We start from the raw sequence: 16999 nt of genomic DNA on the forward strand, positions 1-16999 counted from the left end.
GGCCGAACATCGCCCGCAAGGATCATGAAGGGAGGAGGCGGCCATGGCCGGATGGGCGGCGCTGGCGGAGGGCGAGGGGCTGGCGCGCTGGCAGGCGCTGCTGGCCGAGGACGCGGTGCTGGCGCGCTGGCTGCCCGGAGCGGACGCGCGCTTCGCCTTCCTCGAGCCCGGCGCGGCGGTGACGCTGGAGTTCGCCGAGGGCCGCGCCCGCGCGAGGCCGGGCGCCGAGGCGCCCACCCGCTTCACCGCCCCGGCCGAGACCTGGGCGCGCTTCCTCCACCGCTGGCCGGTGCGCCACCACCACAACCTCTTCGCGCTCGCCATGCGCGTTCCGGGCTTCGCGCGGGAGGGCGAGGAGCTGCCCTGGCAGCAGCACGCGCATCTGCTGCGCCGCGCCTGCGAGCTGGCCCGCTGGGCCGTCTCCGGCGAGGCGGGCCCCGCGCCCGAGAGCCTGCGCCCCGGCCTCGGCGCGCCCAGCCCATGCCCCGAGGCGCGCGGGCGCTACCTCACCCTGCGCGCGGGCGGGCGCGAGATGGTGGTCTATGCCGAGCAGCATGGCGCGGGGCGGCCCGTGCTCGGGCTGCACACGGCGGGCAGCGATTCGCGCCAGTTCCACCGCCTGGCCGCCGAGCCGGGCTTCCGCGCCGCCGGCCTCTCGCTGCTGGCCTTCGACCTGCCGGGCCATGGCCGCTCGCCCCCCATCGCCGCGCCGGGGGCCTGGGCGCTCACCACCGACCTCTACGCCGAGATCGTGCTCGGCTTCCTCGACGCCTGGGGCTTCGAGGAGAAGCCGATCCTGCTCGGCGCCTCCATGTCGGGCGAAATCTGCCTGGAGCTGGCGCTGCGCGCGCCGGGGCGCTTTTCGCATATCCTCGCCTGCGAGGCCTGCGAGCACATCCCTGGCCGGCGCACCCATGTCCCGCTGCACCCGGCGGTGAACGCCATGGCCTTCACCCCCGAATGGATCGAGGGGCTGATGGCGCCGCAAAGCCCTGCCGAATGCGCGGCCGAGATCTGGTGGCACTACAGCCAGGGCGGCTTCGGCACCTTCCCCGGCGACATCCTGTTCTACTCGGGCGGCTGGGACGCGCGCGGGCGCGTGCACCTCATCGACACGCGCGCCTGCCCGCTGACGCTGCTGACGGGCGAATACGACTATTCCTGCACGCAGGAGGCCTCGGCGGCGACGGCGGCGAAGATCGCGGGCGCGCGCTTCGTGCCGATGGCCGGCATCGGGCATTTCCCCTTCGCCGAGAACCCGGCGCTGTTCCTCGGGCACATGCTCGCGGCTATTCGATCTTGACGCCTGCGGCGCGCACGATGGGGCCCCAGCGCTCGTATTCCTCGCGCACGAAGCGGTCGGTGGCGGGGCCGTCCATCCAGATGGGCTCGCTGCCGAGGTCGGTCAGGCGCTGCTTCACGCTCGCCACCTCCATCGCCTCGCGCGAGAGCTGCGCGGCGCGCGCGAGCACCGCGGCGGGCGTGCCGCGCGGCGCGAAGAGCCCGGTCCAGGAGCGCACGGCGTAGTCGGGCACGCCGCCCTCCATCACCGTGGGCAGGTCGGGGCGCAGCGAGACGCGCTCGGCCGTGCAGACGGCGAGCACCCGCACCCGCCCCGCCTGCATGGGCGGGATCACGGTGGGCAGGTTCATGAAGGCGAGCGGGATGGTGCCCGCGATCAGGTCCGTCAGCACGGGGCCGCCGCCGCGATAGGGCACATGCGTCATGTCGAGCCCCGTGCGCATGCGGAACAGCTCGCCCGCCAGGTGGTTGGAGGAGCCCACGCCCGAGGAGCCGAAGCTCATCCCGCCCGGGATGCGGCGGATCAGCGCCACCAGCTCCGCGATGCTGCGCGCGGGCACGGAGGGGTGCACGGCGACGACGTTGGGCACATCCACCCACATCGCCGCGCCGTGGAAGGCCTCGCGCACATCATAGCCGAGATCGCCCGAGACGAGCGGGTGGAAGACGTGGTTGGAGGCGGAGGAGACGAAGAGCGTGTGCCCGTCGGGCCGGGCGCGCATCGCCTGGCCCATGCCGATGGAGCCGCCGCCGCCCGGGCGGTTCTCCACCACGAAGGGCTGGCCGGTGCGCGCCTCGAAGACGGGCGCGAAGAGCCGGGCCACGATGTCGTTCGAGCCGCCGGGCGCCCAGGGCACGATCATGGTGACGGGGCGGCCCGGCCAGGCCTCCTGCGCCGAGGCGCCGGCCGCGGCCAGCAGGGCGGGGGCGGCGAGCAGCGAACGGCGGCGCAGGCGCATCGGAATCCTCCCATGTGTCGCGCGAAGCTTTACGCGGCCCCGGGGCTGACGTTAAGCGGGAAGGGCCGGGGCGGCCCGGCGGCGAGGGGAGAGGCGGATGCGCGCGAAGGCATGGTTCGGGCCCGCGACGGCGGCGCTGCTGGGCGGTGCGCTGGTGGCCGGCTGCGCCGCGCCGCGCCAGCCGGCCGAGGGCATCGTGGAGACGGGCGATGGCCTGTTCAGCCTCTCGCTGCGCGGCGCGAGCCCGGCGGCGGCGGTGGAACGGGGCCTCAACCTGGCCTCGCAGCATTGCGCGGACCGGAACCGGATGATCTCCGTGCAGTCCTCGCGCATCGAGCGCGACGGCTATCGGCTTGCCTTCCGCTGCCTCGCCGTGCCGGGCGGCGTGCCGGTGGCGGAGGGGCCGGCGCCGGCCGCGGCGCCCTCCTCGCCCGCTTCGCCCTCGTTGCCCGCTTCGCCCGCGCCGACCGAGGCGGCGCTTCCGCCCGCCTCGCTGCCCCCGGCCGCGGCGCCGGCGTCGCGCCCGGTCTCGCCGGCCGGCACCCCGCTGCCCCTGGCGAGTTCCGCCCTGCCGCCCATCGCGGGGGGCGGCCTGTCGGGGGGCGGCGCGGCGACGCGCCCGTCCGGCGGGCTGGCGCCCTCCAGCTTCTGGCAGACCGGGCGCTAGGTCCGGGGGCGTTCAGCCCGCGGCGTTGAGCCGGCCGGCATGGCTCACGAACTCGGCGGCGAGCCGCATGGCCTGGGCGCGGCCCTGGCGCAGCGGCAGGAACCAGCGCGTCATGTCGGCGCGGCCCTGCGGCAGCTCGAGCTCGGCAAGCCGGGCGATCTCGCCCTGCAGCGCGCCGAGCGTGGCGCCGAGCTGATCGGGGCCGATGAAGCCCGCGAGGTGCAGGTGCATCCGCAGCGCCTGGGTGCGCAGCAGCAGCGGCGGGCCGTCGCGGCGGAGCATGGCGGTGACCTCGGCCACCAGCCTGCGCGCCTCCTCGCGGCCATGGGTGTCCTCGGGCGCGTCGGCGAGGCGCTCCAGCACCAGCTCGATCCCCTCGAGGCTCGCCGCCAGGGCGGCCAGCGCCCCGGCGCAGCGCGCGCAGAGATGCGCGAGCACCCGCTCGTCGCGCGAGAGGGCGGCCGCCGCGAGGGGGGGCGGCGAGAGCGGCTCGGCCGAGGGAAGATCGCGGGTCAGAGGGATGGGGGCCATGCGCTCGTCCTGGCTGGCCCGCCGCGCCGACGCGGCGCTGCGGGGCCGCATGCTGCGGCGTTCGCCCCGATCATGCCCCGCCCTCGCTTAACGGAGGGTTGCGGGGCTGGCCAGCCGCGCCGCTTCGCGCGAGCCTGTCGCCATGAGCAAGGGAGAGACGCGATGCTCGAAATCGCCACGCCGGCCGACATGGCGCAGTGGGTCGGCAAGAAGCTCGGAACCAGCGAGTGGTTCACGGTGGACCAGAAGACCATAGACCTCTTCGCCGAGGCCACGGGCGACCATCAGTGGATCCATGTGGACGTGGAGCGCGCGAAGCGCGAGCTGCCGGGCGGGCGGACCATCGCGCACGGCTTCCTCACGCTCTCGCTGCTGCCGCGCCTTGCGCCCACCATCTATCGGATCGCGCGGCGCTCGCGCGCGCTCAACTACGGGTGCAACCGGGTGCGCTTCACCGCCCCGGTGCCCGCGGGCGCGCGCATCCGGCTGCATCTCACGCTCAAGGCCTGCGAGCCCATCCCGGGCGGGGTGCGCCTGACCATGGAGAACGAGGTGGAGGTGGAGGGCTCCGAACGCCCCGCCCTGGTCGCGGAGACGCTGAGCCAGGTCTACGACTAAGGCCGCAGCGCCATGCGCCGCCGCGCGGGGCGCCAGCGGGCGCGCTGGAGGCCGATGCGGGCGGGGCGACATGCCGCCCATGGCATACCGGCGCGCTGGTTCGGGGAGGGCCGCGACCTCCTCGGGGGCGGAGGCGATAAGTCTCCGCCCCGCCGTCGCGCCATCGCCGCGCGGTCAGGCGCGCAGCCGCTCCGCCTCCGTCCTCGCCGGGCCATAGACGGTGCGCTCGCCGGGCAGCGGCGCCAGGGCGCGGGTGACGCCGATCGCCGTCTCGGCCGCGCCGAGATAGAGCGCGCCATCGGGGGCGAGCTGGGCCGCGATTCGCTCCAGCACCCGCGCCTTGGTGGGCACGTCGAAGTAGATCAGCACGTTGCGGCAGAAGATCACGTCGAAGCGGCCGAGGATGCGCGGATCGCCCAGCAGGTTGAAGCTCTGGAAGCGGCAGGGCGCGGCGATCTCCGGCTTCACGCGCCAGCGCCCCTCCTCCTGCGTGAAGCGCTTCATCAGCGTGCGGATGGGCAGGCCGCGCTGCACCTCGAACTGGCTGTAGAGGCCCGCGCGCGCGCGCTCCAGCACCGCCGCCGTGATGTCGGTGCCGAGGATTTCGAAGGGCCGGGTGCGCAGCCCCGGGTCGGCCTCCTGCAGCTCCGCGATCAGGATGGAGATGGAATAGGCCTCCTGCCCCGTGGAGCAGGCGGCGGACCAGATGCGCAGCTTCTGCCCCGGCGGCCGCGCCGCGTGCAGGCGCGGGATGAGGGTGCGCAGATGCTCGAAGGGCTTGCCGTCGCGGAAGAAGCTGCTCTCGTTGGTGGTGAGCAGCTCGGTCATTTCCTGCGCGAGGGCATCGGTGCCCGGCTGCCGCAGCCGTGCGGCCAGCGCGTCCAGGCTGGGCAGCCCCTCGCGCTTGAGCAGGGGCGCGAGGCGCGTCTCGAGCATGTAGCCCTGGTCGGGGCCGATCACCCCGCCCGAGCGCGCGCGCACGATGCCGGTGAGGAAGGCGAAGCTCGCGGGCGTCATCGGCCGGCTCCGAGGGAGAGGGCGAGGGATTCCGCCAGCGCCTCGGGCGGGGCGATCTCGCTCGCGATGCCGGCCTTGGCCACCGCGCCCGGCATGCCCCAGACGACCGAGGAGGCCTCGTCCTGCGCCCAGACCGTGCCGCCCGCGGCGGCCAGCGCCTTGCAGCCGGCGAGGCCATCCTGGCCCATGCCGGTGAGGATCACCGCCTGCGCCCGGCCGCCGCAGGCCGCCACCACGCTGCGCAGCGTGGGATCCACCGCCGGGCGGCAGAAATTCTCGGGCGGACCGTCGGAGAGCTGGGTGATCAGGCTCTCGCCCTCGGCGCGCAGCAGCAGGTGCCGGTCTCCGGGGGCGAGAAGCGCCTGGCCCGGCTTCAGCGTCTCGCCGCCCGCCGCCTCGGCCACGCGCGGGCCGCCCAGCGCGTCGAGATGCTTGGCCAGCATCGAGGTGAAGCCCGCGGGCATGTGCTGCACGAGCAGGATGGGCAGCGGGAAGCCGCGCGGCAGCCGCTTGAGGAAGGCGGCCAGCGCCTGCGGCCCGCCGGTGGAGCTGCCCACGCAGAGCAGGCGCGGCCGGGCGCCCGGGGCGGCGGCGCGGGCCGGGCGCGCGGGGGCGGTGGCGGGGCGCGCGGGGCGGCGGCTGCGCACCCGCGCCCAGCCCTTCACCTTGGCCAGCAGCTCGGCCCGGAAGCCCGGGTCCGCGAGGCCGCCGCCGGCGGCGGAGGGCTTGGGCACATAGTCGGCCGCGCCGGCGCGCAGCGCCTCCATCGTCGCCGCCGCCCCGCGCTGGGTGAGCGCGGAGGCGACGATGACGATGGGCTTGGGCTCGCGCCGCAGGATGAGCGGCAGCGCCGTCATGCCGTCCATCACGGGCATCTCGAGGTCGAGCAGAACCACCTCGGGCCGGCTCGCCGGCGGTGCGGCGTCCAGCGCCGCGAGCGCGGCCTGGCCGTCGCCCACGCGGGCCACCACCTCGATCTCGGGATCGGACTGCAGCACCCGCGCCATCGCCCCGCGCACGGTCGCGCTGTCGTCGCAGAGCATGACGCGCAGACGCCCGCCGGCCGTCGCGCTCATGCCGGCAGCAGCCCCACCTGCGCGAGCTTGTCGAGCAGGATGGCCTCGTCGAAGGGCTTCATGACGTATTCCTGCGCGCCGGCCTCCAGCCCCTCCATGATGCGCTCCATCGCGGCCTCGGTGGTGCACATCACCACGATGGGCTCGTCGGGGCCGTGGTCGGCGCGCAGCGCGCGCAGGAAGCCGATGCCGTCCAGCACGGGCATGTTGCGGTCCAGCAGCACGGCGCGCGGCATGGCGGCGCGGCAGGCGGCCAGCGCCTTCTCGCCGTCCTCGGCCTCGCGCACCGCGAAGCCGTGCTTCTCCAGGATGCGGCGCGCGACCTTGCGGACCACCGCGCTGTCATCCACCACGAGGATGTCGTTGCTCATGACGAGAGGACGAGCAGCCGCTCGACGTCGAGCAGGACGAGGAGCTGTTCGCCCAGCCGGTGCACCCCGAGCGAGACCTCGCGCCAGGCGGGATCGAGGGTGGGCGGGTTCGCCGCGCGCTCGGCCGGGTCGAGGGAGAGCACCTCGCCCACCGCGTCGGCGAGCAGGGAGTAGAGCTCGCCGCCGATCTCCACCACCACGCTCATCGCGCCCTTCGCCTCGCCGGCCGGGGCGAGGCCGAGGCGCACGCGCAGATCGACGGCGGTGACGATGCGCCCGCGCAGGTTCAGGCTGCCGGCCACCTCGCGCGGGGCGAGGGGGATGGGGGTGATGGACTGCACCCCCAGCACGTCGCGCACCGCCAGCACGGGCACGCCGCAGAGCTGGCCCGCCACCGTCAGCGTCAGCACCATCTGGGCCGCGTCGCCCGCGGGGCCCACGCCCGGGCGGGCCATGCCGCGCTGGATTTCCATCTGCTGCATTCTGCGTCTCCCTCTGCGCGATCAGTTCGCCGCGATGGGCTCGAGGCACTGCTGCAGGCTGGCCAGCAGCGCCTCGCGGTCGAACTTGCCGATGTAGTCGCTGAAGCCCGCCTCCCGCCCGCGCGCCACGTCGCGCGGCTCGCTGCGGCTGGAGAGGGCGATCATGGGCAGCTCCGCCCACTCGCCGCCCTCGCGCACCGCGCGCGCGAGGCCGATGCCGTCGAGTTCGGGCATCTCGATGTCGGAGACGATGGCGTCGAAGCGCTCGCCCGCCTCGCGCAGGGCCAGCGCCTCGCGCCCGTTGGGCACCGTCACCACGTCATAGCCTGCGGCCGTGATGGCGGGCACGACCAGGTTGCGGAAGAAGGCGCTGTCCTCCACCACCAGCACGCGCGGGCGGGCGGCGGTCTTGGGGGCGAACCAGTCCGGCTGGCCCTGCTGCAGCCAGAAGACGGTGTCGAGGATTTCCGTCACCTTGCCCTCGACCACGCAGGAGCCGAGGAAGCCCGGGCGCGCGCCCGCAGGGTCGATCTCCAGCACCGCCTCCACCACGTCGAGGATTTCGTCCACCATCAGGCCGATGGCGCGGTTGCCGTCGCCGAAGACCAGCACGGCCTGGCTCTCGCGCTCCTCGGCCCCGAAGCCGTGGTGCAGCGGCACCAGCGGCATCAGGTGGCCGCGATACTGCACCACCTGCGTCTCGCCCGCCCGCTCGATGCGCGAGGCCGGAAGCTGCTCGAGGCGCGAGACGAGCTCGAGCGGCACCGCCTTGGGCGCGCCCTCGCCCGCGCGCAGCAGCAAGAGCGCCACGCGCTGGCCCGCGCGCTGGGCCGTGCTGGCGGCGATGGTGCGGCCCGCCGCCTCGCCCGAGCCCTCGACCGCAAGCCCGGTGGCGCGCGCGATCCCGTTGGGGTCGAGGATCATGATCACGCTGCCGTCGCCCAGGATGGTGTTGCCCGAGAACATGGTGATGTGGCGCAGGATGGGCGCCACCGGCTTCACCACGATCTCCTCCGTGTCGAAGACGCGGTCCACCACGATGCCGAACATCTGCGCGCCGACCTGGGTGACGACGACGAAGCCCTGATCCACCCGCGCCTCGCCCGCGCCGTCGAGGCGCAGCGTGTCGCGCAGCGGCACCAGCGGCAGCAGCCGGTCGCGCAGGCGCAGGATCATCGCGTCCTTGATGCGCTCGGCCTTCACGCCTTCGCCCAGCCGCACCAGCTCGATCACGCCGGCCTGCGGAATGGCGAAGCGCTGGCCGCCCACCTCCACGATCAGCGCCGCGGCGATGGCCAGCGTCAGCGGGATCTTGATGATGAAGGTGGTGCCCTGGCCCTCGCGCGAGCGCAGGTCCACGAGGCCGCCGATGCGCTCGATGTTGGTCTTGACCACGTCCATGCCCACGCCGCGGCCGGAGACGGAGGTGACGGCGGCGGCCGTGGAGAAGCCCGCGCGGAAGATGAAACGGTGGATTTCGCGCTCGCTCATGCCCGCGAGCTCGGCCTCGGTGGCGAGGCCCTGCGAGAGCACCTTCTGGCGGATGCGCTCCGTGTTCAGCCCGCGCCCGTCGTCGCCCACCTCGAGCACGATGTGCCCGCCCTCGTGGAAGGCGTTGAGGATGATTCGCCCCGTCTCGGACTTGCCGGCGGCGCGCCGCCCCTCGGGCGATTCCAGCCCGTGGTCGGCGCTGTTGCGGACCATGTGCGTGAGCGGATCGCGGATCAGCTCGAGCACCTGGCGGTCGAGCTCGGTCTCGGCGCCCTGCATCACCAGCTCGATCTTCTTGCCGAGCTCGTTCGAGAGATCGCGCACCAGGCGCGGCAGCTTCGACCAGGCGTTGCCGATGGGCTGCATGCGCGTCTTCATCACGCCGTCCTGCAGGTCGGAGGTGATCTGCGACAGGCGCTGCAGCGGCACGGCGAAGGCGGAATTCTCCTCGCTGCGGGCGAGCTGGAGGAGCTGGTTGCGCGTCAGCACCAGCTCGCTGACCAGGACCATGAGATCCTCGAGCACATCCACGGCCACGCGGATGGTCTGGGCCGCGACGCCGCCGCCCTCGGGCGCGGTCTCGGCGGGTGCGGCGGCGGGTGCGGCGGCGGGGGGCGCAGTGCGGGGCGCGGGGGCGGCCTCGGCCCGCGGCGCCTCGGGCGGCGGGGCGTGCTCGGCCTGGGGCGCGGGGGCGGGGGAGGGGGCGGGCGCATCCCCGCCCGCGGCCGCGGCGTCCAGCGCCGCGAGCAGCGCGCCATCCTCGCCCGCCGGCTCCTGCCCGGCCGTCTCCAGCCCCGCGACGATCTCCTTGATGCGGTCGAGGGCGGAGAGGATCAGCGACACCCCGGCGGGCGTGACCGGCAGCGCGCCGTCGCGCCACAGGCCGAGCACATTCTCCGAGGCATGGGCCACGCGCTCCAGCCGCGACAGGCCGAGGAAGCCGCAGGTGCCCTTGATGGTGTGCACCGCGCGGAAGGCCTCCGAGAGCAGGGCGCCGTTCCCCGGCTCCCGCTCCAGGCGCAGCAGGACGGCATCGAGCCCCTGCAGCGCCTCGTTGGTCTCGGTCAGGAAATCGGCGAGCAGATCGTCCATGCGTGCCACCCTTTCGACTTGGCCCCCGGCGGGGCGTCGCCGGAGAGTGGCGTGCGCGGCGCGAAGAAAGGGTTAAGCGGGCAAAGCGCGTTGCGCTTTGCGAGGCGGGGCCTCAGGCGCCCCGCCCGAGCAGCAGCACGGGTGCGCCCTCGCCCGGCGGCCAGGCGAGGTCCAGCGCCTCGCCCGCCTCGGCGGCGAGGGCGAACAGCCAGGGCGCCAGCACATGGCGCGGCCCGAGCCGCAGCGCCGCTTCGGGCGAATCGCCCGCCAGCAGCCCCAGCAGGCACTCCGACCAGGCGACCTGCCGGCCCTCGGGGCGCAGCGCGATCTGCCCAGGCGCGGGCTCGGTCGCGTGCACGGTGCCGCCGCGCGGCAGCGCCTCGGCCGCCAGCAGCAGCCCCGCGAGGGCGAGGCGCGCGCGCCCCGCCGGCAGCGCGCCCGCCCGGGCGGGCAGCGCGAAGGCCACGCGATGGGCCATCGGCGCCCCGGCCAGCAGCCGCGCGATCTCGGGCCAGTCGCGCTCGTCGGCGGGGCCGAACAGGGCGGCGAGCAGCAAAAGCCGTGCGCGCAGCTCCTGCGCCGTCTCGCGCAGGATCTCCTGCGCCGCGGGGTCGGCCGCCTGGGGCAGCAGCGCGCCGAGGCTCGCCACCGGCGAGCCGATGTCATGGCACAGGCGCGCGGCCACCAGCTCGGCGAGGCGCGGATCCAGGGGGGCAGCCGGGGCGTGGGTCATCCGATGTCACTCCTGGGCCGCGAAGCCCCCGCGGGGAAGCTTCGGCCCTTCGCAAGAGGCGTGGAAAGGCGCGTCGCCGGGCCCGAGGCAAGCCTTGGGCCAAGGCCGCCGGGGGCGAGGGGCCGTTCGGGCATGGCCGTCATCGCGACAGGACATAGGGCAGGGATGGTTGCGGCATTCTTTAGGCCGGACCATCTTCCCGCCTCGTCAGGGGATCGGCGCGGAGGAGAGCCGTTGAGCGAACTCGAGCCCGGCATGCGCGTGATCCAGCCCGACCGGCCCGACTGGGGGGTGGGGCAGGTGCAGTCCGTGGTCGGCCAGCGCGTCACCGTCAATTTCGAGCATGCGGGCAAGCTGCTGCTGAACCTCGCCGTGGTCCGCCTCGAACCGGCCCCCTCGTGAGGGGCCATGGCCGCGCGGGGCGGGGCCGGGGCTTGCGCCGCCCGGCCCCCCCGCGCCAAATGCACGGCGTTTCACCGCCGGGACACACACGAGCCGTTCCATGATCGATCCGTTCGGCCGCCGCGTCACATACCTCCGCGTCTCCGTCACCGATCGCTGCGACCTGCGCTGCGTCTACTGCATGGCGGAGGACATGACCTTCCTCCCCAAATCGGAGGTGCTGACGCTCGAGGAGCTGGACCGGCTCTGCGGCGCCTTCATCGGCCTCGGCGTGGAGAAGATCCGCCTCACGGGCGGGGAGCCGCTGGTGCGGCGCAACGTGATGAGCCTCGTCGAATCCCTCGGCGCGCGGCTCGGCGCGGGCGGGCTGCGCGAGCTGACGCTCACCACCAACGGCACGCAGCTCGCCAAATACGCCGAAGGGCTGGCGCGCGCGGGGGTGCGGCGCATCAACGTCTCGCTCGACACGCTGGACGCCGCGGCCTTCAAGGCCGCCACACGCTGGGGCGATCTCGAGAAGGTGCTGGACGGCATCTTCGCCGCCAAGGCCGCGGGGCTGCACGTCAAGATCAACGCCGTGGCGCTGAAGGGCGTGAACGAGCACGAGTTCGACCGCCTCCTCGCCTGGTGCGGCGAGCACGGCTTCGACCTCTGCCTGATCGAGACCATGCCGATGGGCGAGATCAGCCAGGACCGCACCGACCAGTTCCTGCCGCTCAGCCTGGTGCGCGCCCGTCTGCGCGAGCGCTGGACGCTGCAGGAGACGGACTACCGCACCGGCGGCCCCGCCCGTTACTTCGACGTGGCCGAGACGGGCACGCGCCTCGGCTTCATCACGCCGATGACGCACAATTTCTGCGAGAGCTGCAACCGCGTGCGGCTGACCTGCACCGGCACCCTCTACATGTGCCTCGGCCAGGACGACGCGGCCGACTTGCGCGCCCCCCTGCGCGACCCCTCCCTCGGCGAGGAGGGGCTGCGCGAGGCGATCCTCGCTGCCATCGCGCGCAAGCCGAAAGGGCATGACTTCGTGATCGACCGCCGCCGCAAGGCGCCCGCGGTGGCGCGCCACATGAGCGTGACGGGCGGCTGATGCTGCAGGGCTGGGCCGAGCGCCTCGCCATTCCCGGCCTGCCGGAATGGACCGGGCTGCTCGCCCTGCTCGTGCTGCTGCTGCTGGCGGGCTGCCTGCTGGCCATGCCCTTCAGCGTCTTCGGCCTGAAGGGCCGGCTCGACGCCATCGAGGCGCAGCTCGACGAGCTGCGCGCCGAGATCCGCGGCCTCTCCGCCCGCCTCGCCGAGCCCTCGCGCGCGCAGGCGCGGATCGAGCCGGAGTCGCCCCTCGCCCCGCCCGGCCGCAGCGAGCCGCGCATCACCTGGCCGCGCCCGCGCTGAGAGAGGGGGCGCCGGGCTTCCGCCGCCGCGCCGGGCCGCTACAAAGGCCGGACCATGAGCGAACGCCTCGCGCAACGCGCGCTGTGCCTCGACGATTTCGAGGCGATGTCCCGCCGGCGCCTGCCGCGCCCCGTCTTCGGCTATGTCGCCGGCGCCACCGAGCGCAACGCCTCGCTGCGCGACAACGAGGCCGCCTTCGCCGAATGGGCCTTCCAGCCCCGCGTGCTGGTGGATGTCTCGCGGCGCAGCCCCGCCGCCACCCTGTTCGGCCGCGCCTGGGCCGCGCCCTTCGGCATCGCGCCCATGGGCATGAGCGCGCTGGCCGCCTATCGCGGGGACATCGTGCTGGCCCAGGCGGCGCGGGCGGCGGAAATCCCGATGATCCTCTCCGGCTCCTCGCTCATCCGCATGGAGGAGGTGATCGCGGCCAACCCCGACGCGTGGTTCCAGGCCTATCTTCCGGGCGATGCGAAGCGCGTGGAGGCGCTGGTGGACCGCGTGGCCGCCGCGGGCTTCGGCACGCTGCTGCTGACGGTGGACACGGCGGTGCTGCCCAACCGCGAGAACAACGTGCGCAACGGCTTCTCCACGCCGCTCCGCCCCTCGCTGCGCCTGCTGTGGGAGGGCATCACCCATCCGCGCTGGTCCATCGGCAGCTTCCTGCGCACCTGGGCGAAGTTCGGCATGCCGCATTTCGAGAACAGCTTCGCCGAGCGCGGCGCGCCCATCCTCGCGCGCAACGTGCTGCGCGACTTCACCGCGCGCGACCATCTGAACTGGGAGCATCTGGCGCTGATCCGCCGCCGCTGGCCGGGCGTGCTGATGATCAAGGGGGTGATGCACCCCGAGGATGCGCGCCGCGCCGCGGCCGAGGGCTGCGAGGGCGTGATCGTCTCCAACCATGGCGGGCGGCAGCTCGACGGCACCGCCTCGCCGCTCAGGGTGCTGCCCGCCATCCGCGCCGCCGCGCCCGGGATCGCCGTGCTCTATGACGGCGGCGTGCGGCGCGGCACGGATGTGCTGAAGGCGCTGGCGCTGGGCGCGGATTTCGTCTTCGTCGGCCGGCCCATGCTGCATGCGGCCGCCGCCGCCGGCCGCGCGGGGGTGGACCGGGCGATCGCCCTGCTGAAGGGCGAGATCGAGCGCAACATGGCGCTGCTCGGCGTCAACAGCCTCGCCGAGCTGCGCCCCGACTGCCTGCTGCGCGTGGGCGGCTACAGCTCGACCACAACGTAGTCCTGCTCCACCCGCACGGGGAAGGTCTCGGCCTGCAGCGCCGCGCCCTTCTCCACGCAGGCGGGGAAGGCGCGCACCTTCATCCGCCGCGGGTCGAAGCGCGAGCGGCCGGTGCGGATGTCGAACTCCCAGGCGTGCCAGGGGCAGCGCAGGATTTCGCCCGCGCGGCCGTAGCGGTATTCGCCGGGGCAGGGGCTCTCGACGAGGCCCATCACCGGCCCCTTGGAGAGCGGCCCGCCCTGGTGCGGGCAGCGGTCGGAGAGGGCGAAGAACTCGCCGCCCAGGTTGAACACCACCACGCGCTTGCCGTGCGCCTCCACGAGCTTGCGCCCCCCGGGCGGGATCTCCTCCACCGGACCCACCACGTGGCGCATCTCAGAACCCGTAGAGGGCGCGCGCATTGCCCCCGAAGATGGCCGCGCGCTTCGCCTCCGGGATGAAGGCGGGCAGGGCGTGGCGCGGGTCGTCGAAATCCCAATGCGGGTAGTCGCTCGCGTAGAGCACCTTGTCCCAGCCGATCCACTCCAGCGTGTCGAGAAGCTGCTCGGGCCGCGGCGGCTCCTCGATCGGCTGGGTGGAGACCCAGATGTGCTCGCGGATCTGCTCGGAGGGCGCGCGGCGGATGTGCGGGATTTCGTCGCGCAGCGTGGGCCAGTGGGCGTCGAGCCGCCAGGCGAGGCTCGGCAGCCAGGCGAAGCCGCACTCGATCAGCACGATGCGCAGGCTGCGGAACCGCTCGAACACGCCCTCGATCACCAGCGAGTTGACGAGGGACTGGCAGGAGGTGGCGTGCTCGCTCACCTCCTCGATGTAGAAGGAGGGCCAGCCGCCATTGGTCATCGGCCAGCCGGAATAGCCGAAGGCGTGGATGCCGATGGGCAGCCCCGCCTCGCAGGCGGCCTCGAAGATCGGCCAGTATTTCGGGTTGCCGAGCGGGTGCGAGGTGCGGCTCATCAGCAGCACCTGGCAGAAGCGCGGATCGCCCGCGCGCTTGCGGATTTCGGCCGCACTCGCCGCCGCGTCCTCGTAGGGCACGACGACGCTCGCGCGCAGGCGCGGATCGCGCGCGACCCAGTGCGCCAACTGCCACTCGTTCACCGCATGCGCCATCGCGGCGGAGAAGGGGTTGTTGATGTCCCCCTGGCCCGAGGGCTGCAGCGGGTTCAGCACGCCCACGTCGATGCCGTGAAAGTCGAGGTGCTGGGCGGCCATGAAGCCGAGGTCGGAGGCGGGCGCGCCGCCATCGGGCGTCCAGGCGTCGCGGCGCGAGGCGAGCGGCTGGGACTTGAAATAGGGCGTGCCCTTCACGAAGCCGTGCCGCGGCCGGTTGCCATAAGTGTGGAGCCGGTGGCGCATCTCGGCCGAGAGCCAGGGGTCGTAGTCGTGCAGCGAGCGCGGGCGGGGGTGGATGTCCACGTCCACGAGGCCCTGCGTCGCCGCGAGCGGGCGGCCGGGGGCGGGGTGCGGGCGATGCACGTTCATGGCGTCACCTCCAGGGCCAGGCGCTCATACGCCGAAAGCGCGTTCTCCACGCAGATCTTCCGCGCGAGCGCGGGGCCGATGCCGGGCGGCAGGGCGGGCGGGCCGTCGAACTGCCAGTGCGGCCAGTCGGAGGACCAGAGCAGCAATTCCTCCGAGCCCAGATGCTCCATCACGCGCTGCACCACCGCCGCATCCGGCGGCGCGTCGAAGGGGGTGAGGGAGAGGCGCACATGCTCGCGCACGATCTCGATGGGCGAGCGGTCGAGCCAGGGGACCTCGAAGCGCACGCCCTTCCAGGTCTTGGCGAGGCGCCAGAGGAAGGCGGGCAGCCAGGTGACGCCGCTCTCCAGCAGCACCACGCGCAGCCCGGGCACCTTCTGGAAGGCGCCCTCGGTGATGAGCGAGGCGAGGGTGGACTGGAAGCCCTGCTGGTTCGCCGCGTAGTCCTCCGCGTACCAGGAGGTCCAACCCAGCGAGGTGGTCGGGTTGCGCCAGGCGCTGCCGGCATGGATGGCGAGCGGCAGGCGGTGGCGCGCCAGCGCCTCGAAGACCGGCCAGTTGTGCCGCCGCCCGAGCGGCGTCTCGCCCATCACCAGCACCATGGCCTGCACGAAGCGGCTGTCGGGCGCGAGGCGCTCGATCTCGGCCACCGCGTGCTCGGGGTTGAACATGGGCAGGATGATGCTGCCGGCGAGGCGCGGGTCCTTGTCAAGGAACTCCGTGCGCGTCCAGTCGTTCAGCGCGGCGGTGAAGGCGGCCGCCATGTCCTCGCTGAAGAGGAGCTGCACGCCGTAGAGCGGTGTCACGATCCCGCGCGCGAGGCCCCAGGGGTCGAGCACCTGGTCGCGGAGCTGCGCGAGGGTGGCGGCGGGCGGCGCGCCATCGGCCGGGCGCCAGTCGGCGCGCACGGTCTTGGGGGCGCGGGGCGGGTAGGAGTGCGTCTCGAAGCCCTCCAGCCCGCGCGCGGCGATCTGGTCGCGCCAGAGCGGCGGCAGATGCGGGGCGAGCGCGGCGAGCGAGGGGACCATCGGGTGCAGGTCCGCATCGATCGCGCCCGGGGGCAGCGGGGTCATGGCGTTTCTCCCTCCGCCCATCGCACGCCCTCGCGCGCCGCACGTCAACCGGGCATGATGCGGGCAAGACCATCGGAGGAAACGCCATGACCCGCATCCCGCGCCGCGCCTTCGGCGCCGGCCTCGCGGCCCTGCCGCTGCCCGCGCTCGCCCAGGCCTGGCAGCCTGGCCGCAACGTCACCATCATCGTGCCCTTCGCGCCCGGCGGCAGCACCGACGTGGTGACGCGGCTGATGTCCGAGCGCATGGGCCAGGTGCTGGGCCGGCCCGTGCAGGTGGAGAACCGCCCCGGCGGGAACACCATCGTCGGCGCCGAGGCGGTGGCCCGCGCCCAGCCCGATGGCCACACGCTGCTCATGGCGGCCGGCACCACGCTGACGGTGAACCCGGTGATCCACCGCAACCTCTCCTACCGGATCGAGGATTTCGCGCCCGTCACCCTGGTCTCGACCTTCCCCTTCGCGGTGATCGCGCGCAATGACGGCCCGCGCGACATCGCGGAGCTGGTGGCCGCGGCCCGCGCCCGGCCCGGGCGCATCACCTACGGCACCAACGGCCCCACCACCCTGACCAACGTGGCGATGCTGATGGTGCTGGAGCGCCTGGGCATCACCATGCAGGACGTGACCTATCGCGGCGACGCCGCCCAGCTCAACGACTTCCTGGCCGGCACGCTGGACACGCTGGTGGTGGCGGGCAGCACCGCGCTGCCCGTGCACCGCAACGGCCAGGGCCGCATCCTGGGCTGGACCAGCGCCGAGCGCGTGCCCTCCACCCCCGATGTGCCCACCTTCGCCGAGCGCGCCGCCCCGGGCCTGGTGGCCGAGAGCTGGTTCGGCCTGCTCGCTCCCGCCCGCACCCCGCCGGCCGCGGTGCGCGCGCTCCACGCCGCCGCGGTGGAGGCGCTGGGCGAGCCGCGGGTGCGCGAGCGGCTGACCAACGAGGCGCAGTTCCTCAAGGCCAGCACCCCGGAGGCCTTCGCCGATTTCCTGCAGGAGCAAATCCGCATCTGGCGGCCGGTGCTGAGCCGGCTCGAGGTGCCGCTGAACTGAGAGACCGTTTGAGAACACTG

Annotated in this window: 19 protein-coding genes; 8 read left to right on the forward strand and 11 right to left on the reverse strand. The window is 73.9% G+C overall.

Features of this window, described 5'->3' with window-relative positions:
* Positions 1-43: 43 nt before the first annotated feature.
* Entirely contained in the window at positions 44-1303 is a 1260-nt protein-coding gene (locus H596_RS0105595) for an alpha/beta fold hydrolase (RefSeq protein ID WP_084602589.1), read from the forward strand.
* Here H596_RS0105595 and H596_RS0105600 read toward each other — a convergent pair.
* The gene (locus tag H596_RS0105600; RefSeq protein ID WP_027284056.1) at positions 1290-2261 is read right to left on the reverse strand and encodes a Bug family tripartite tricarboxylate transporter substrate binding protein; all 972 of its coding nucleotides are present in this window, start codon (positions 2259-2261) and stop codon (positions 1290-1292) included. The genes H596_RS0105595 and H596_RS0105600 overlap by 14 nt on opposite strands.
* Positions 2262-2358: 97 nt before the next feature.
* On the opposite strand from H596_RS0105600, the gene H596_RS0105605 reads away from it, so the two are divergent.
* A complete protein-coding gene (locus H596_RS0105605; protein WP_027284057.1) occupies positions 2359-2928 on the forward strand; it encodes a hypothetical protein in 570 nt (189 codons plus the stop codon).
* A gap of 12 nt (positions 2929-2940) precedes the next feature.
* On the opposite strand, the gene H596_RS0105610 is transcribed toward H596_RS0105605, so the two are convergent.
* Positions 2941-3459, reverse strand: coding sequence for a hypothetical protein (locus H596_RS0105610; RefSeq protein ID WP_156910048.1), 519 nt, complete (start codon positions 3457-3459; stop codon positions 2941-2943).
* A gap of 162 nt (positions 3460-3621) precedes the next feature.
* Here H596_RS0105610 and H596_RS0105615 point away from each other — a divergent pair, with 162 nt between their 5' ends.
* Positions 3622-4077, forward strand: coding sequence for a MaoC family dehydratase (locus tag H596_RS0105615; protein ID WP_027284059.1), 456 nt, complete (start codon positions 3622-3624; stop codon positions 4075-4077).
* Between the two features lie 174 nt (positions 4078-4251).
* Here the strand turns inward: H596_RS0105615 and H596_RS0105620 are convergent, their stop codons facing one another.
* The 6 genes from H596_RS0105620 to H596_RS0105645 all read right to left on the reverse strand — a co-directional run bounded on the left by H596_RS0105620 (position 4252) and on the right by H596_RS0105645 (position 10339).
* A complete protein-coding gene (locus tag H596_RS0105620; RefSeq protein WP_027284060.1) occupies positions 4252-5094 on the reverse strand; it encodes a CheR family methyltransferase in 843 nt (280 codons plus the stop codon).
* Positions 5091-6170: a protein-glutamate methylesterase/protein-glutamine glutaminase gene (locus tag H596_RS0105625; RefSeq protein WP_027284061.1), complete on the reverse strand. Its 1080-nt coding sequence runs from the start codon at positions 6168-6170 to the stop codon at positions 5091-5093. The genes H596_RS0105620 and H596_RS0105625 overlap by 4 nt, the downstream gene beginning before the upstream one ends.
* Positions 6167-6541: a response regulator gene (locus tag H596_RS0105630; RefSeq protein WP_027284062.1), complete on the reverse strand. Its 375-nt coding sequence runs from the start codon at positions 6539-6541 to the stop codon at positions 6167-6169. Before H596_RS0105630 ends, H596_RS0105625 begins: the two co-directional genes overlap by 4 nt.
* Positions 6538-7023, reverse strand: a complete 486-nt coding sequence (locus H596_RS0105635) for a chemotaxis protein CheW (protein WP_027284063.1) — start codon at positions 7021-7023, stop codon at positions 6538-6540. The genes H596_RS0105630 and H596_RS0105635 overlap by 4 nt, the downstream gene beginning before the upstream one ends.
* Before the next feature lie 21 nt (positions 7024-7044).
* Positions 7045-9606 carry a hybrid sensor histidine kinase/response regulator gene (locus H596_RS0105640; RefSeq protein WP_027284064.1) on the reverse strand — a complete coding sequence of 854 codons (2562 nt, stop codon included), beginning with the start codon at positions 9604-9606 and terminating at the stop codon, positions 7045-7047.
* A gap of 112 nt (positions 9607-9718) precedes the next feature.
* On the reverse strand, positions 9719-10339 hold the full coding sequence (locus H596_RS0105645) for a histidine phosphotransferase family protein (RefSeq protein WP_027284065.1): 621 nt from the start codon (positions 10337-10339) through the stop codon (positions 9719-9721).
* A gap of 234 nt (positions 10340-10573) precedes the next feature.
* Here H596_RS0105645 and H596_RS24350 point away from each other — a divergent pair, with 234 nt between their 5' ends.
* The 4 genes from H596_RS24350 (at position 10574) to H596_RS0105665 (ending at position 13372) form a co-directional block, all read left to right on the forward strand.
* Complete coding sequence (locus H596_RS24350; RefSeq protein WP_456307589.1) at positions 10574-10741, forward strand: DUF3553 domain-containing protein; 168 nt, start codon at positions 10574-10576, stop codon at positions 10739-10741.
* A 100-nt stretch (positions 10742-10841) separates the two neighbouring features.
* Positions 10842-11834: a GTP 3',8-cyclase MoaA gene (gene moaA / locus H596_RS0105655; protein ID WP_027284066.1), complete on the forward strand. Its 993-nt coding sequence runs from the start codon at positions 10842-10844 to the stop codon at positions 11832-11834.
* A complete protein-coding gene (locus H596_RS22770) occupies positions 11834-12136 on the forward strand; it encodes a hypothetical protein (RefSeq protein WP_051212444.1) in 303 nt (100 codons plus the stop codon). The genes moaA and H596_RS22770 overlap by 1 nt, the downstream gene beginning before the upstream one ends.
* Positions 12137-12190: 54 nt before the next feature.
* The gene (locus H596_RS0105665) at positions 12191-13372 is read left to right on the forward strand and encodes an alpha-hydroxy acid oxidase (protein ID WP_027284067.1); all 1182 of its coding nucleotides are present in this window, start codon (positions 12191-12193) and stop codon (positions 13370-13372) included.
* Here the strand turns inward: H596_RS0105665 and H596_RS0105670 are convergent.
* The 3 genes from H596_RS0105670 to H596_RS0105680 are packed head-to-tail and all read right to left on the reverse strand — an operon-like array spanning position 13351 to position 15927.
* Positions 13351-13746: a Rieske (2Fe-2S) protein gene (locus tag H596_RS0105670; protein ID WP_037300205.1), complete on the reverse strand. Its 396-nt coding sequence runs from the start codon at positions 13744-13746 to the stop codon at positions 13351-13353. The two genes, H596_RS0105665 and H596_RS0105670, sit on opposite strands and share 22 nt — an antisense overlap.
* Before the next feature lies 1 nt (position 13747).
* Positions 13748-14854: an amidohydrolase family protein gene (locus tag H596_RS0105675; RefSeq protein ID WP_027284069.1), complete on the reverse strand. Its 1107-nt coding sequence runs from the start codon at positions 14852-14854 to the stop codon at positions 13748-13750.
* Positions 14851-15927: an amidohydrolase family protein gene (locus tag H596_RS0105680; protein WP_027284070.1), complete on the reverse strand. Its 1077-nt coding sequence runs from the start codon at positions 15925-15927 to the stop codon at positions 14851-14853. Before H596_RS0105680 ends, H596_RS0105675 begins: the two co-directional genes overlap by 4 nt.
* An 86-nt stretch (positions 15928-16013) precedes the next feature.
* Between H596_RS0105680 and H596_RS20275 the strand changes: the two genes are divergently transcribed.
* Positions 16014-16979, forward strand: a complete 966-nt coding sequence (locus H596_RS20275; RefSeq protein ID WP_051212445.1) for a Bug family tripartite tricarboxylate transporter substrate binding protein — start codon at positions 16014-16016, stop codon at positions 16977-16979.
* The last annotated feature ends 20 nt before the right edge of the window (positions 16980-16999 follow it).

Origin of the sequence: Rubritepida flocculans DSM 14296 (assembly GCF_000425365.1) — a bacterium.
GTDB classification, from domain to species: domain Bacteria; phylum Pseudomonadota; class Alphaproteobacteria; order Acetobacterales; family Acetobacteraceae; genus Roseococcus; species Roseococcus flocculans.

Excerpts from the sequence above, each read along its gene's own strand:
- H596_RS0105595 (WP_084602589.1), top strand. The coding sequence starts at position 44 with ATGGCCGGATGGGCGGCGCTGGCGGAGGGCGAGGGGCTGGCGCGCTGG.
- H596_RS0105600 (WP_027284056.1), bottom strand. The coding sequence starts at position 2,261 with ATGCGCCTGCGCCGCCGTTCGCTGCTCGCCGCCCCCGCCCTGCTGGCC.
- H596_RS0105605 (WP_027284057.1), top strand. The coding sequence starts at position 2,359 with ATGCGCGCGAAGGCATGGTTCGGGCCCGCGACGGCGGCGCTGCTGGGC.
- H596_RS0105610 (WP_156910048.1), bottom strand. The coding sequence starts at position 3,459 with ATGGCCCCCATCCCTCTGACCCGCGATCTTCCCTCGGCCGAGCCGCTC.
- H596_RS0105615 (WP_027284059.1), top strand. The coding sequence starts at position 3,622 with ATGCTCGAAATCGCCACGCCGGCCGACATGGCGCAGTGGGTCGGCAAG.
- H596_RS0105620 (WP_027284060.1), bottom strand. The coding sequence starts at position 5,094 with ATGACGCCCGCGAGCTTCGCCTTCCTCACCGGCATCGTGCGCGCGCGC.
- H596_RS0105625 (WP_027284061.1), bottom strand. The coding sequence starts at position 6,170 with ATGAGCGCGACGGCCGGCGGGCGTCTGCGCGTCATGCTCTGCGACGAC.
- H596_RS0105630 (WP_027284062.1), bottom strand. The coding sequence starts at position 6,541 with ATGAGCAACGACATCCTCGTGGTGGATGACAGCGCGGTGGTCCGCAAG.
- H596_RS0105635 (WP_027284063.1), bottom strand. The coding sequence starts at position 7,023 with ATGCAGCAGATGGAAATCCAGCGCGGCATGGCCCGCCCGGGCGTGGGC.
- H596_RS0105640 (WP_027284064.1), bottom strand. The coding sequence starts at position 9,606 with ATGGACGATCTGCTCGCCGATTTCCTGACCGAGACCAACGAGGCGCTG.
- H596_RS0105645 (WP_027284065.1), bottom strand. The coding sequence starts at position 10,339 with ATGACCCACGCCCCGGCTGCCCCCCTGGATCCGCGCCTCGCCGAGCTG.
- moaA (WP_027284066.1), top strand. The coding sequence starts at position 10,842 with ATGATCGATCCGTTCGGCCGCCGCGTCACATACCTCCGCGTCTCCGTC.
- H596_RS22770 (WP_051212444.1), top strand. The coding sequence starts at position 11,834 with ATGCTGCAGGGCTGGGCCGAGCGCCTCGCCATTCCCGGCCTGCCGGAA.
- H596_RS0105665 (WP_027284067.1), top strand. The coding sequence starts at position 12,191 with ATGAGCGAACGCCTCGCGCAACGCGCGCTGTGCCTCGACGATTTCGAG.
- H596_RS0105670 (WP_037300205.1), bottom strand. The coding sequence starts at position 13,746 with ATGCGCCACGTGGTGGGTCCGGTGGAGGAGATCCCGCCCGGGGGGCGC.
- H596_RS0105675 (WP_027284069.1), bottom strand. The coding sequence starts at position 14,854 with ATGAACGTGCATCGCCCGCACCCCGCCCCCGGCCGCCCGCTCGCGGCG.
- H596_RS0105680 (WP_027284070.1), bottom strand. The coding sequence starts at position 15,927 with ATGACCCCGCTGCCCCCGGGCGCGATCGATGCGGACCTGCACCCGATG.
- H596_RS20275 (WP_051212445.1), top strand. The coding sequence starts at position 16,014 with ATGACCCGCATCCCGCGCCGCGCCTTCGGCGCCGGCCTCGCGGCCCTG.